General features: G+C 48.1%; 13 protein-coding genes. All 13 read right to left on the reverse strand.

Features of this window, described 5'->3' with window-relative positions:
- Positions 1-61: 61 nt before the first annotated feature.
- The 13 genes from HMPREF3047_RS08530 to sdhC all read right to left on the reverse strand — a co-directional run bounded on the left by HMPREF3047_RS08530 (position 62) and on the right by sdhC (position 14,142).
- Positions 62-430 carry an ElaB/YgaM/YqjD family protein gene (locus HMPREF3047_RS08530; protein WP_070608049.1) on the reverse strand — a complete coding sequence of 123 codons (369 nt, stop codon included), beginning with the start codon at positions 428-430 and terminating at the stop codon, positions 62-64.
- 183 nt (positions 431-613) lie between these two features.
- On the reverse strand, positions 614-1,504 hold the full coding sequence (gene sucD / locus HMPREF3047_RS08535) for a succinate--CoA ligase subunit alpha (protein WP_002221113.1): 891 nt from the start codon (positions 1,502-1,504) through the stop codon (positions 614-616).
- A 10-nt stretch (positions 1,505-1,514) separates the two neighbouring features.
- Positions 1,515-2,735 carry an ADP-forming succinate--CoA ligase subunit beta gene (sucC, locus tag HMPREF3047_RS08540; protein ID WP_307777547.1) on the reverse strand — a complete coding sequence of 407 codons (1,221 nt, stop codon included), beginning with the start codon at positions 2,733-2,735 and terminating at the stop codon, positions 1,515-1,517.
- Positions 2,736-2,752: 17 nt separating this feature from the next.
- Positions 2,753-3,040, reverse strand: coding sequence for a hypothetical protein (locus HMPREF3047_RS08545; protein ID WP_002242554.1), 288 nt, complete (start codon positions 3,038-3,040; stop codon positions 2,753-2,755).
- A 124-nt stretch (positions 3,041-3,164) separates the two neighbouring features.
- Positions 3,165-4,598 carry a dihydrolipoyl dehydrogenase gene (gene lpdA, locus HMPREF3047_RS08550; RefSeq protein ID WP_070583641.1) on the reverse strand — a complete coding sequence of 478 codons (1,434 nt, stop codon included), beginning with the start codon at positions 4,596-4,598 and terminating at the stop codon, positions 3,165-3,167.
- Positions 4,599-4,857: 259 nt separating this feature from the next.
- Positions 4,858-6,039, reverse strand: a complete 1,182-nt coding sequence (gene odhB / locus HMPREF3047_RS08555; protein ID WP_063075931.1) for a 2-oxoglutarate dehydrogenase complex dihydrolipoyllysine-residue succinyltransferase — start codon at positions 6,037-6,039, stop codon at positions 4,858-4,860.
- A 99-nt stretch (positions 6,040-6,138) separates the two neighbouring features.
- Entirely contained in the window at positions 6,139-8,967 is a 2,829-nt protein-coding gene (locus HMPREF3047_RS08560) for a 2-oxoglutarate dehydrogenase E1 component (protein ID WP_070583643.1), read from the reverse strand.
- A 209-nt stretch (positions 8,968-9,176) separates the two neighbouring features.
- Positions 9,177-10,460: a citrate synthase gene (gene gltA, locus HMPREF3047_RS08565; protein WP_070583645.1), complete on the reverse strand. Its 1,284-nt coding sequence runs from the start codon at positions 10,458-10,460 to the stop codon at positions 9,177-9,179.
- Positions 10,461-10,584: 124 nt separating this feature from the next.
- Positions 10,585-10,833: an FAD assembly factor SdhE gene (locus tag HMPREF3047_RS08570; protein WP_003678830.1), complete on the reverse strand. Its 249-nt coding sequence runs from the start codon at positions 10,831-10,833 to the stop codon at positions 10,585-10,587.
- Positions 10,834-10,836: 3 nt separating this feature from the next.
- Positions 10,837-11,544: a succinate dehydrogenase iron-sulfur subunit gene (locus tag HMPREF3047_RS08575; RefSeq protein WP_002241462.1), complete on the reverse strand. Its 708-nt coding sequence runs from the start codon at positions 11,542-11,544 to the stop codon at positions 10,837-10,839.
- 119 nt (positions 11,545-11,663) lie between these two features.
- Positions 11,664-13,427, reverse strand: a complete 1,764-nt coding sequence (gene sdhA, locus HMPREF3047_RS08580) for a succinate dehydrogenase flavoprotein subunit (protein WP_070583647.1) — start codon at positions 13,425-13,427, stop codon at positions 11,664-11,666.
- A 2-nt stretch (positions 13,428-13,429) separates the two neighbouring features.
- Positions 13,430-13,771, reverse strand: coding sequence for a succinate dehydrogenase, hydrophobic membrane anchor protein (gene sdhD, locus HMPREF3047_RS08585; RefSeq protein WP_004519264.1), 342 nt, complete (start codon positions 13,769-13,771; stop codon positions 13,430-13,432).
- Positions 13,765-14,142, reverse strand: a complete 378-nt coding sequence (gene sdhC, locus HMPREF3047_RS08590; protein WP_004519263.1) for a succinate dehydrogenase, cytochrome b556 subunit — start codon at positions 14,140-14,142, stop codon at positions 13,765-13,767. Before sdhC ends, sdhD begins: the two co-directional genes overlap by 7 nt.
- Positions 14,143-14,338: the final 196 nt, after the last annotated feature.

Consider the following 14,338-nt stretch of genomic DNA (forward strand, 5'->3'; position numbering starts at 1 on the left):
GGCGCAATGAAATCCATGATTTCATATACACACCTGTTCAGACGGCCTTAACATATTCGCATTAACGGCGGTTCAACAACACACCGACAACCAAACCGGCCAATGCGGCAAAACCCATTGCATAATATGGTTTTTCATGCACCACTTCATCAGCTTGTTTGGCACCGCGTTTCAAGCGTGCACCAGCATCTGACTCTAATTCGGAAAAAAGCTCTTTACCATCTTTAAATCGTTCACTAATTTCTTCTTCGAAGCTGCTAAAACGCTCTTTGGCTTCTGCCAATTTTGCTTCCAATTTAGCGCGAATTTTACTACCCTCTTCCGAACCGGCTTCAACACCATTGCGGTACAGTTCGTCCACATCATCCATTACTTCTCGGATATCTTCCAACAAAGCATCACGACGTTTTTCAAAATTATGTTTTTTCATACTACTCTCCTATAGATTGATATGATTACAGATTGTTTATCTGTTAATAGTATTATAACCATTTATTTCCAAATAAACGTTAATTTAAATTAAGTTCCTATAACGAAAACAACCCAATGAAATTAAAAAAGGCCGTCTGAAAACTTCAGACGGCCTTTTCAATTCAGCTTAAAGACTTAAGTCTTATGCCAAACCTTTTGCTTTCAACACTTCCAGCATGGTAGTGCCCAACTCGGCAGGGCTGCGGGTGTAAGCGATACCGGCTTTTTCGAAAGCGGCGAATTTTTCTTCAGCAGTACCTTTACCGCCGGAAATAATCGCACCGGCGTGGCCCATACGTTTGCCTTTAGGAGCGGTAACACCGGCGATGTAACCTACAACAGGTTTGGTTACGTTGGATTGGATGTATTCTGCTGCTTCTTCTTCCGCAGTACCGCCGATTTCACCGATCATGATGATGGCGTCGGTATCTGGGTCTTCTTGGAAGAGTTTCAGTGCGTCGATTTGGTTCATACCAGGAATCGGGTCGCCGCCGATACCTATACAGGTTGATTGACCCAAGCCCAGTTTGGTGGTTTGTGCCACGGCTTCGTAAGTCAATGTACCGGAACGGGAAATGATGCCGATGCGGCCCGGAGTGTGAATGTGGCCCGGCATAATGCCGATTTTGCACTCACCCGGAGTAATCACGCCCGGGCAGTTAGGGCCGACCAAACGGGTACCGTTACCGTTGGTTTCCAAGTAGCGTTTGGCTTTGAGCATGTCCAGAGTCGGTACGCCTTCGGTAATCACAACGACCAAGCCTACGCCGGAATCAACGGCTTCAACGATAGAATCCAAAACAAACGGAGCGGGAACGTAAATTACAGATGCGTCCGCGCCGGTTTCTTTAACGGCTTCTTTCATGGTGTTGAACACAGGCAGGTTCAGGTGGGTTTGACCGCCTTTACCCGGGGTAACGCCGCCGACAACTTTAGTGCCGTAAGCCAGAGCTTGTTCGGAGTGGAAAGTACCGTTTTTACCGGTGAAACCTTGAACCAATACTTTGGTGTCTTTATTAATCAATACGCTCATTCTTTTCTCCTTAGGCGTTTACGGCTGCAACAATTTTTTCGGCTGCGTCATTCAGGCCGTCTGCAGAAGTTAGTTTCAGACCTGATTCGTTCAGGATTTTCGCGCCGAGTTCGGCGTTGTTACCTTCCAAACGAACAACGACAGGAACGTTGACGTTGATTTCTTTAACGGCTGCCACGATGGCTTCCGCAATCATGTCGCAACGTACGATACCGCCGAAGATGTTGATCAATACGCCTTTAACGGATTTGTCTTCCAGAATCAGTTTGAACGCTTCAACCACGCGGTCTTTGGTTGCGCCGCCGCCAACGTCCAAGAAGTTGGCAGGTTGGCCGCCTTTGAGTTTGATGATGTCCATAGTGGCCATCGCCAAACCGGCACCGTTCACCATACAGCCGATGTTACCTTCCAGGGCAACATAGTTCAGGTCGAATTCGGAAGCTTTCAGCTCACGTTCGTTTTCTTGAGATTTGTCGCGCAATTCAGCGATTTTTGGCAGGCGGTAGAGCGCGTTGCTGTCGATACCGATTTTGCCGTCCACGCAAGCCAAGTCGCCGTTTTCACGGACTGCCAATGGGTTTACTTCAAACAGTGCGAAGTCGTTTTCGATAAACGCTTTGTACGCGCCGGTCATCAGTTTGACGAACTCGTTGATTTGTTTATCTTTCAAGCCCAGTTGGAAAGCAACTTCGCGAGCTTGGCAAGGTTGCAGGCCGACCAGCGGATCAACGGTTACTTTGAAGATTTTTTCTGGAGTTTCGGCAGCAACTTTTTCAATTTCCACGCCGCCTTCGGTAGAAGCCATGAATGTAACGCGGCGGGTAGAACGGTCAACCACTGCGCCCAAGTACAGCTCGGTTTGAACCGGATACATGTCTTCGCAAACCAAAACGCTGTTGACAGGTTGGCCGTTGGCATCGGTTTGGTAAGTTACCAAGTTGGTGCCAATCAGGCTTTCAGCCACTTCTTTAGCTTCTTCGCGGCTTTTAACGACTTTTACGCCGCCCGCTTTACCGCGGCCGCCGGCGTGTACTTGTGCTTTGACAACAGCGAATTTGCCGCCCAATTTGTCGTAAGCTGCAGCGGCTTCTTCGCCGTTGTGTGCCAAAATACCGCCTTGTACGGGCAAACCGTAGCTAGCCAGCAGTTCTTTAGCCTGATACTCGTGTAAATTCATGGATTTCTCCTTAAGGTGAGTGGGTTTTAGGAATCGCCCTGCGGCCAATCCCATATTTTCAGACGGCCCTACTATTTACTGAAGGGCAACCACATCCGCGCCAGCAGATACATGGTTGCGCCGCCTCCTCCGAGAATAAAAAAGACAATGCCTTTTTTACGCGAATTCGGGCAGAGCAGATAAACGGCAAGGCTGAAACTGATAAACAACAATGCCACGCGCCAAACCAATTCTTTATCTTTGAAACGGTTGAGCGTATAAGTTTCGGTCATCATCACATACATCTGCCACAATGCGGCCATACACATGCTGATGATGCCCGCCGGTATAAAGAAAATACCGACTATTTCTTTGTTCATAATGAATGTAAATGCTGTGTGTTTGTCTGACTGAATTATAAATCAGAAAACGAAGCGCTCGGAACATTCAATTTGTCGAAGGCCTTAAGGCCGTCTGAAAAATTTCAGACGGCCTTAATGTCTATCAACCGTGTAAAGCGCGTTTGTCGGCCGCCAATGCAGCTTCGTGAACCACTTCGGACAAAGTTGGGTGGGCATGGATAATGCGGGCGATGTCTTCGCTGCTGGCGAAGAATTCGAGCGCAGTCACGCCTTCGGTAACCAATTCGCTGACAACCGGACCAATCATGTGTACGCCTAAGATGCGGTCGGTTTTGGCATCTGCCAATACTTTAACCGTACCTTTAGCTTTGCCCATTGCCAATGCGCGACCGTTTGCACCGAAACCTGAAGTACCTTTTTTGTACTCCACGCCTTCGGCTTTGAGCTGCTCTTCGGTTTTACCCACCCAAGCGATTTCAGGGTCGGTGTAAATCACGAACGGCACGTTGTTGAAGTCGATATGCGGTTTTTGACCGGCAATGCGCTCGGCAACGGCAACGCCTTCGTCGCTGGCTTTGTGTGCCAACATCGGGCCGCGAACCACGTCGCCGATTGCCCATACGTTAGGCAGGTTGGTACGGCATTCGCCATCTACTTTGATAAAGCCGCGCTCGTCTTTTTCCAAGCCTACTGCTTCGGCGTTCAGGCCTTTGGTGTTTGGAATACGACCGATGGCAACGATCAGTTTGTCGAATACTTCGGTTTTGGCTTCGCCGGCAGCAGTTTCGTAAGCAACGGAAACGCCTTTGCCTTCAGATTTAATGTCGCCGATTTTCACGCCCAATTCAATGCTCAAGCCTTGCTCTTTGGTGAAGTATTTGAAGGCTTCTTTTGCGATTTGTTGGTCGGCGGCAGCCAAGAAGGTCGGCGCAGCTTCAAGAATGGTAACTTCTGCACCCACGCGGTTCCATACGGAACCCATTTCCAAACCAATCACGCCGGAACCGATTACGCCGAGTTTGCCAGGCACTTCGGTCAGGTTCAATGCGCCTTCGTTGTCCAACACGTTCACATTGTCGATAGCGACTTGTGGCAGCGGACGCGGTACGGAACCGGTCGCTACGATGACGTGTTTGGCTTCGATAACGGTTTTCTCGCCTTTGTTATCGACTTCGATTTGGTAGGCATCGCCATTTTTACCGGCAAAGGAAGCAGTACCGAACAGGCTGGTTACTTTGTTTTTTTGGAACAGGAATTTCACGCCGCCGGTCAGCTTGGTCACGATGGCATCTTTGCGCTCAATCATTTTGGCTGCGTCGAATTTTACGTCGCCGACAGTGATACCGTGCTCGGCAAAATCGTGTTGCGCAGCGTGAAAATGTTCGCTGGATTGCAACAGGGCTTTAGAAGGGATACAGCCTACGTTCAAGCAAGTACCGCCCAATGCAGGGGCATTGCCTGCTTTGTTAACGCCTGCGTCGACGCAAGCGGTTTTGAAACCCAGTTGCGCGGCACGGATGGCGGCAACGTATCCGCCCGGGCCAGCACCAATCACTACTACATCATATTGAGACATCGTGTCATCCTTTGCTTTTTGCAGTATCTCAAAATAAAAACGATACTTTTTGTTTCTTTTTTATTTTGAATGACTGCGTTTTGATGGTTTTAAGAAAAGGCCGTCTGAAAGTCCATATCTGTCGATTCATTCGAATCAAATGTTTCAGACGGCCTCAATCGTTCGTTGAGCCTATTGTAGCACGATACTACATTACGCTACATCTAAATAAAAATTCAGACGGCCTTTTCATTAACAAATAAAAGGCCGTCTGAAACGATTACAGATCCAACAACAGGCGAGCTGGATCTTCCAACGCGTCTTTAATGGCTACCAAGGTCAATACAGCTTCGCGGCCGTCAATGATACGGTGGTCGTAAGACAGAGCCAGATACATCATTGGACGGACAACAACTTGGCCGTTTTCAACCACGGCGCGCTCTTTAGTGGCGTGCATACCCAAAATCGCAGATTGAGGCGGGTTGATGATCGGGGTAGACATCATAGAACCGAAAGTACCACCGTTGGTAATACTGAATGTACCGCCGGTCAGATCTTCGATAGCGATTTTGCCGTCTTTTGCTTTTTTCGCATAATCAACAATTGCTTGTTCAATGTCGGCAATGCTCATTTGGTCGGCATCGCGCAGGATTGGCACAACCAAACCGCGTGGGCTGCCAATTGCGATACCGATGTCGAAGTAGCCGTGGTACACGATGTCTTTGCCGTCAACAGAAGCATTCACAACCGGGTATTTTTTCAGGGCGGCAACAGCGGCTTTAACGAAGAAGGACATAAAGCCCAGTTTTACGCCGTGTTCTTTCTCGAATTTATCTTTGTACTTCGCACGCAAGTCCATGATCGGTTTCATGTTGACTTCGTTGAATGTAGTCAAAATGGCGTTTTCTTGTTGAGAAGCCAAGAGGCGTTCTGCAACACGGGCACGCAGGCGGCTCATTGGTACGCGTTCTTCAGGACGTGCGCCGGCAGGAAGTGCAACAGCAGGAGCAGCGGCTGCGGCAGGTTTGGCAGCGGCATTTTGTACGTCTTCTTTCAATACGCGACCGTCACGGCCAGAACCTTGCAATGCGTTCACGTCAACACCGGTCTCGGCAGCCAGTTTGGCGGCAGCAGGCATAGCGGCGTTGTTTTGTGCAGCAGCAGGAGCGGCAGCTGGGGCTGCTTCGGCAGGCGCGGCGGCTGGGGCTTCAGCAGCGGCAGTAGCAGCTGTATCGATGCGCGCCAAAACTTGGTCGGCAACAACGGTTTCACCGTCTTGCGCTACGATTTCAACCAATACGCCGGCTTGTGGAGAAGGTACTTCCAAAACCACTTTGTCAGTTTCGATATCGATCAGGATTTCGTCACGGGCAACTGCTTCGCCAACTTTTTTCTTCCATTCCAAGAGCGTGCCTTCAGATACGCTTTCAGACAGCATAGGTACTTTTACATCAATAATCATTTTGTGTCTCCAATGGCCCTTTCAGACGGCCTGTTGTGTGTTTTTAATTCTGCATATGGGCATTCCGCCTGAGCAGCCTCAGACGGAATGCTGCTTGGCTTACAACGCTAAAGCGTCTTCAACCAATTGTTTCAATTGAGCAATGTGTTTGCTTGAGTAGCCCACTGCAGGCGATGCACTGCTTGGACGACCGGCATAAGACAGTTTTTGCTCTTCGCTGATAACGTCTTCGATACGGTGGCGGATTTGGTAGAACGCACCTTGGTTTTTCGGCTCTTCTTGCGCCCAAACCACAGATTTTGCGTTCGGATATTTCGCCAGTTCAGCTTTAACCTCATCGTATGGGAACGGATACAGCTGCTCAACGCGGACGATAGCAACATCATCTTCCAGTTTACGCTCGGCACGACCAGCTTCCAAGTCATAGTAAACCTGACCGGCACACAATACTACGCGTTTCACGCTGTCATTGCTTGCACGTTCGGCGGTATCGCCGATAACCGGACGGAAAGTCGAACCTTCGGTGAAGTTTTCCAGCGGGCTCATTGCACCTTTAAAGCGCAACAGGCGTTTGGACATGAAAATCACCAGCGGTTTGCGGTATGAACCCAAGACTTGACGTTGCAAGAGGTGGAACATTTGCGACGCTTCAGACGGCATGATGACTTGCATATTGTTCTCAGAACACAGTTGCAGCCAACGTTCTACGCGTGCAGAAGAGTGCTCAGGGCCTTGACCGTCGTAGCCGTGCGGCAGGATGGTGGTCAGACCGCACAAACGACCCCACTTGGTTTCGCCTGAAGACAGGAATTGGTCGATAGTCACTTGCGCGCCGTTGGCGAAGTCACCGAATTGAGCTTCCCAAATGGTCAGCTTGTCAGGTGCGGAGCAGGCAAAGCCGTACTCGAACGCCATCACGGCTTCTTCGTTCAAAATGGAGTCGATAACCAGGAACTCGCCCATGCCTTCGCCCATATGGCGCAAAGGAACATAAGTACCGTCGTCCCATTTTTCGCGTTTTTGATCGTGCAACACTGCATGACGGTGTGAGAATGTACCGCGGCCGGAGTCCTCACCGGAGATACGCACGCCATGACCTTTAGTCAGCAGGCTTGCGTATGCCAAGGTTTCGGCCATACCCCAGTCGATGGCTTGATTGCCGGATGCCATGGCTTTACGCGCTTCGATCACACGTTTTGCAGTCGGATGCAGGGCAAAATCTTCCGGTACAGCGGTAAATTTCTCGGTAAGGCGCTCAATATCTGCGGCAGGCAAACCGGTTTCGATTTGTTCGCGCCAATCTTTGCCTTGGTATTTGCTCCAATCGATTTGTGTGCGTTGGAAATTGCTCAAAGTTGTTTGCTCAACATGTTCGCCTTTGTCCAAAGCATCACGGTAGGCTTGGATGTAACCATCAGCCTCAGCTTGAGTTACCACACCTTCGGCAATCAGTTGCTCGGTGTACAAAGCACGCGCACCTGGGTGTTGCGATACTTTTTTGTACATCATCGGTTGGGTCAGGGTCGGATCATCACCCTCGTTGTGGCCCCATTTACGGTAGCAGACAACGTCGACCACGATGTCTTTATGGAATTTTTTGCGGTAATCCAAAGCGGCTTGGATGGCAAAGCAAACGCGTTCAGGATCATCGCCATTCACATGGATAACCGGAGCGGAAACCATTTTCGCAATATCGGTACAATGTACGGTAGAACGGGTATCGCGGGTATCGGAAGTTGTAAAGCCAATTTGGTTGTTGATCACGATGTGAACAGTACCGCCGGTGGTATAACCGCGTGTTTTAGACAGGTTGAATGTTGCTTGGTTAACACCCAAACCGATAAATGCGGAGTCACCGTGAATCAATACTGGCAAGACTTTATCGCGGCCGTTTTCGCCCAAACGTTTTTGTTTAGCGCGCGCAGAACCTTCCACTACTGGGTTAACAATTTCCAAGTGTGACGGGTTGAATGCCAAAGAAACGTGCATTGGGCCGTGTGGCGTAGCGATGTCGGAGCTGAAGCCCATATGGTATTTCACGTCGCCACTAGGCAATTTGATTTCGGCACGGCCTTCAAATTCAGCAAACAAATCAGCCGGTTTTTTGCCCAAAATGTTAACCAAAACATTCAGACGGCCACGGTGTGCCATACCGATGATGACTTCTTCCACGCCGTCTTTACCAGCGTTTTGAATCAAGTAATTCAAACCGGCAATAGCGCTTTCGCCGCCTTCTACACCAAAGCGTTTTTGACCAACATATTTGGTATGCAGGTAACGTTCCAGAGTTTCGGCAGCAGTCATTTCTTTCAAGATACGGCGTTTTTGTTCAACGTTGTAGCTTGGCGTAGACAGTACGCTTTCAAAATAATTGCGAACCCAGCGGCGCTCTTCGGTATTTGGAATGTAGATGTACTCTACCGCGATATGGCCGCAGTAGGTTTGTTTGAGGTTGCTGATGATTTGGGACAGAGGCAGTTTGCTCTGACCGGAAAAATCGCCCTCGCCCATATTGAACTGAAGCGCCATATCGGCATCTGACAGACCGTGGAATTTAGGATCGAGAGCTTCAATATTTTGAGGAGGAATACGTTTGAGCGGATCAAGTTGGGCTGCACCCACGCCTTGGATACGATAGGCAGAAATCAGTCGCAAAACACTGACTTGCTTTTTCATCATTGCCTCATCCACACCGCCTGCGACGGCTGCGGCAATTTTCTTTTTAGCCAAAGTGGCAAATGATTCACGAATCGGTGTATGGGCAACATCGACAGCGACTGCGCCCGGCTGTTTACTCAAATCGGTAAAGTACTGTTTCCATTTTTCATCGACAGATTCCGGATTATCCAGAAACTTTTCATACAACTCCTCGATGTATGGCGCATTAGAACCAAACAGATAAGAGAAATTGAGTTTTTCGTCCATCATGGCGTGAGCTCTTTTCTTTAAAATATAAACAAAGGGTAGAATCCCGTGTTCTCCGAACGGAATTCAGGCCGTCTGAAATGACACTTTATTCTACCCTATTTCAAATCAAATTACCTGCTATCAACTTAATTAATTACGACCAACCTCATTGAAAACGGCAATTCGATTTTTTCAAACGACTTTTCAACAATATATTAATGTATTGTTTATTAGCGTTTATCTACCGGAACGTAATCGCGACGCTCTGCACCGGTATACAGTTGACGTGGGCGACCGATTTTCAGTGCCGGATCGCTAATCATTTCATGCCAATGAGAAATCCAACCTACACTGCGCGACAATGCGAAGATAACGGTAAACATTTCAGTTGGAATGCCCAATGCAGACAAGACGATGCCGGAGTAGAAATCGACATTTGGATACAGCTTGCGTTCAACAAAGAATGGATCTTTCAGTGCAATTTGTTCCAATTCCATCGCCAGCTTGAATTTAGGACTGTCTTCCAAGCCTAATTCTTTCAAGACTTCATAACAGGTTTCGCGCATGATGCTGGCTCGTGGGTCCATATTGCGGTATACGCGGTGACCGAAGCCCATCAGACGGTATTTACGTTGTTTCACACCTTCCATGTATGCGGCAACATTAGATACATCGCCGATTTCGTCCAGCATCTTCAACACAGCTTCGTTTGCACCGCCGTGTGAAGCACCCCACAGACAGGCAATACCGGCAGCGATACAGGCAAATGGATTTGCACCAGAAGAGCCGGCCAAACGTACGGTCGAAGTAGAAGCGTTTTGCTCGTGGTCGGCATGCAAAATAAAGATGCGGTCGAGCGCGCGAGCCAATACTGGATTAGGTTTGTATTCTTCACATGGTGTTGCAAACATCATGTGCAAGAAGTTTTCAGCATAGGAAAGGTTATTTTTTGGATAATTGAACGGCAGACCGTTGGAATAACGGTAACACATTGCTGCAATTGTCGGGATTTTGGAGATTAAGCGGTAAATCGCAATTTTGCGGTGTTCAGGATTGGCAATATCCAAGCTGTCTTGATAGAAAGCAGACAAAGCGCCAACCACGCCAACCATCATCGCCATCGGATGCGCATCGCGACGGAAACCGCGGAAGAACCAAGTCAGCTGCTCATGCAGCATAGTATGGCGACCGACTGTGGCATCAAATTCTTTTTTCTGTTCAGGGGTAGGCAGTTCGCCGTAAATCAACAGGTAGCAAACTTCCAAGTAATCGGATTTTTCGGCCAACTGCTCGATAGGATAACCACGGTAATACAACAGACCTTCATCGCCATCAATATAAGTGATTTTGGATTCGCAACTTGCAGTTGACACGAATCCGGGGTCGAAGGAAAACAGACCTGTATTTTTTGTCAAAGCACGAATATCAACCACATCATGGCCGATACTTGCTTCCAATACTGGCAGTTCCAAGGTCTCTTGATTTGGGGTGGTGAGCTTGACTGATTTAGACATTCTTAAACTCCTTTGTAAGTTGGGGCTTTCGTTGCCGCCCAAGCGGCACGGTCCTTTTTTTCAGACGGCCTCCGTATGGAAAGAGCTTGTTCGGATTGGCATCGCAAACAAGCTCTATAACACGTCATGCCTGTCTGATTTTTTCAAGCATGGGAATCAGGTGTTTCTTGTCCGTCGCCGAATGTCCGTTAATCAAGGCAAGCAACTCTTGGTCTTGAAATTCGAGGATTTCGGAAAATTCGGACAACTCCTGATCACTCAGGTGCTCGAATTCTTTTTCCATGAACCTGCCGAAGATTAAATCTAATTCCAATAATCCCCGGCGGGTTTGAAAACGGATTTTCCGTTTGGCAATATCGTCAAAAACCATCATTTCTTAAACGGCTCGTTTCAACATAATCTCTTTAATCTTACCGATGGCTCGGGTCGGATTCAAGTGTTTAGGACATACGTCTACGCAGTTCATAATGGTGTGGCAACGGAACAAACGGTATGGGTCGTTCAGATTATCCAAACGCTCGTTAGTAATGGTATCACGGCTATCCGCAATGAAACGGTAAGCATTCAGCAAACCAGACGGACCAACGAATTTATCAGGGTTCCACCAGAATGACGGGCAGGCAGTCGAGCAGCAAGCACACAAAATACATTCGTACAAACCGTCCAACTCTTTACGCTCTTCCTGAGTTTGCAGACGCTCTTTGTCCGCATCGATAGGGTTATCGTTGACAACGTAAGGTTTGATGGAGTGATATTGTTTGAAGAATTGGGTCATATCCACAATCAGGTCGCGGATAACAGGCAGGCCTGGCAGAGGACGGATTTTAACCGGCTGTTTCAGGCCGCGCAGATCGGTCAGACATGCCAAGCCGTTTTTGCCGTTGATGTTCATACCGTCAGAACCGCAAATACCTTCGCGGCAAGAACGGCGGAAAGACAATGTATCGTCTTGTGCTTTCAGGCGCACTAAAGCATCCAAAAGTTTAACGTCGGTTGGTTCCAATTCCAACTCGTAACGTTGCATATAAGGCTTGGCATCAACGTCCGGGTTGTAACGGTAAATTTCAAAACTCATTTTTTCCATGAGAAGTGTTCCTTTTCTCATAAACTGCCCAATGATTTTGTATTATGAATTCAAGCAGTTCAATGTGGGTATGGTTAGGTTTCAGACGGCCTTTAAGATAAAGGCCGTCTGAAAACTCATCAATAAACGCGTTTAGCCGGTTTGATGTATTCCACGCTCAAAGGCTTGGTATGTACCGGTTTGTAAGACAAAGTATTGGTATCTGAATGATACAGGGTATGTTTCATCCAGTTTTCGTCATCGCGCTCAGGATGGTCGTCTGAAGCGTGTGCGCCGCGCGATTCTTTACGCGCTTCGGCAGACACCAAAGTCGCTTTCGCTACTTCAATCAGATTATCCAGTTCCAAAGCTTCGATACGCGCGGTATTCCACACTTTGCTCTTGTCTTTGATTTCAGTACGTTTCACGCGCTCGGCAATCGCCATGATTTCTCGAACGCCTTTGCTCAGAATCTCATCAGTACGGAACACACCGGCGTGCAGTTGTACAGAGCGTTGCAGTTCGCGACGCAATGCATCAACGTTTTCACCATCGGTTTGGTTGTCCAAACGCTCGATACGTTGACGGGTCAATTCACCGGCATTAGCAGGCAGAGGTTTCCAGTCGCTTTGCTCTTTGATGAATTTAATCATACTGTCGCCGGCAGCTTTACCGAATACCACCAAGTCCAACAGGGAGTTGGTACCCAAGCGGTTCGCACCGTGTACGGAAGCACATGCGCACTCACCTGCCGCATACAGACCTTTTACAGGCACTTCGTAATCTTCACCTTGCGGAATAACAACTTCGCCATGATAGTTGGTCGGAATACCGCCCATCATATAGTGGGTAGTCGGCACAACAGGAATCGGGTCTTTAATCGGGTCAATACCGGCAAACTGAATGGAAATCTCGCGGATGCCCGGCAGTTTTTCCATAATTTTTTCTGCGCCGATATGGTCGATTTTCAGCAATACGTGGTCTTTGTTTTTACCGCAGCCGCGACCTTCGTAAATTTCCATCGCCATCGCACGGGAAACCACGTCACGGGAAGCCAAGTCTTTTACGGTTGGAGCATAACGTTCCATAAAGCGTTCGCCGTCGGCATTCAACAGAATACCGCCCTCACCGCGCACACCCTCGGTAATCAATACACCGGCACCGGCTACACCGGTCGGGTGGAATTGCCAGAATTCCATGTCTTCCAACGGAATACCTGCACGGGCACAAATACCCAAACCGTCACCGGTATTCATATAAGCATTGGTAGAAGAAGCATAAATACGACCGCCACCACCGGTAGCAAACATCACAGCTTTAGCGTGGAAAATATAAACTTCGCCGGTTTCCATTTCCATGGCGGTTACACCGACTACGTCGCCGTTTTCATCACGAATCAAATCTTGCGCTGTCCATTCCACAAAGAATTGTGTATTGGCACGGACGTTTTGTTGGTACAAAGTATGCAACATCGCATGACCGGTACGGTCAGCAACAGCACATGCACGTTCTACCGCGCGTTTACCGTGTTCTGCAGTATGACCACCGAAAGGACGTTGGTAGATTTTGCCACTTTCCACACGGTCAAAAGGCATACCCATGTGTTCCAACTCAATTACGGCTTCAGGCGCGGCGCGACACATAAACTCAATCGCATCTTGGTCGCCCAACCAGTCAGAACCTTTCACGGTATCGTACATATGCCAATCCCAACGGTCTTCCTGCACATTACCCAATGAAGCAGAAATACCACCTTGAGCCGCTACAGTATGAGAACGGGTTGGGAAGACTTTAGACAAAACAGCACAATTCAGGCCGGATTTAGACAATTGGAGGGCTGCGCGTAAACCTGCACCACCACCGCCAACAATCACGGCATCAAACTTGCGAACAGGAAAACCCATATTTACCCCCAAATTACTTTAACTGAATACACCAAGCAGCCTACCAACCAAACGATGGTGGCAACTTGTAAAAACAAACGCACGCCGAAAGGCTTAATGTAGTCCATCCACAAATCACGGATACCTACCCATGCATGCAGGAATACGGCCAAGAAGCTCACTTGGGTAAACACCTTCACCCAAGTTTGATCAAAAAATGCCTGCCATGCCGAATATTCTTTAGGCAACGTAAACAAAACAACCAAAAGAACCACGGTGTACACCAGCATGATGACCGCAGTTGCACGTTGCATTGCCCAATCGCGCAAACCGTAATGCGCACCTGTCAATTTACGTTCTACCATAACAAAGCTCCCAAAACGACGGTCAGAATCAAAGCAGAAGCAAATACAACTTTAGCAGTAGTACGGGCAGTATTTAATTCCAGGCCTTTATGCACATCCAAAAACAGAAAGCGGATACCGGCAAAAAAGTGGTGCAGATATGCCCACAACAGACCGATAAGGATCAGCTTCACAAACGGATTGGAAATAGCAGAACGATATGCTTCAAACGACGCTTCGCGATCCAGCGTTCCAGAGAAGAAATACAAGAGAACAGGCAGCATCACAAACAAGCCGACGCCGCTGATACGGTGAAGAATAGATACAATCCCCGGTATGGGCAATCGGATATTCGGAATTTCCAAAAATACCGGGCGTGATTTGGCGGACATGGTCAGTTCCTCTAGATTTATTATCAGCTCAAAACCTATAGCTCAGCACTACAATAAGCTACATAAACCATAATTTACCTGTTTTATCTCATTTTGAACAGTGCAATTTATGAATGCTCTAATGATTTTTACCAAAAGACTAATAAAATCAAACAATCATTCTTAGATTTTTTTTTGCGTGGCTAGCCTTTTTTGT

This window comes from Neisseria sp. HMSC075C10 (genome assembly GCF_001815615.1).
Classification (GTDB): domain Bacteria; phylum Pseudomonadota; class Gammaproteobacteria; order Burkholderiales; family Neisseriaceae; genus Neisseria; species Neisseria subflava_A.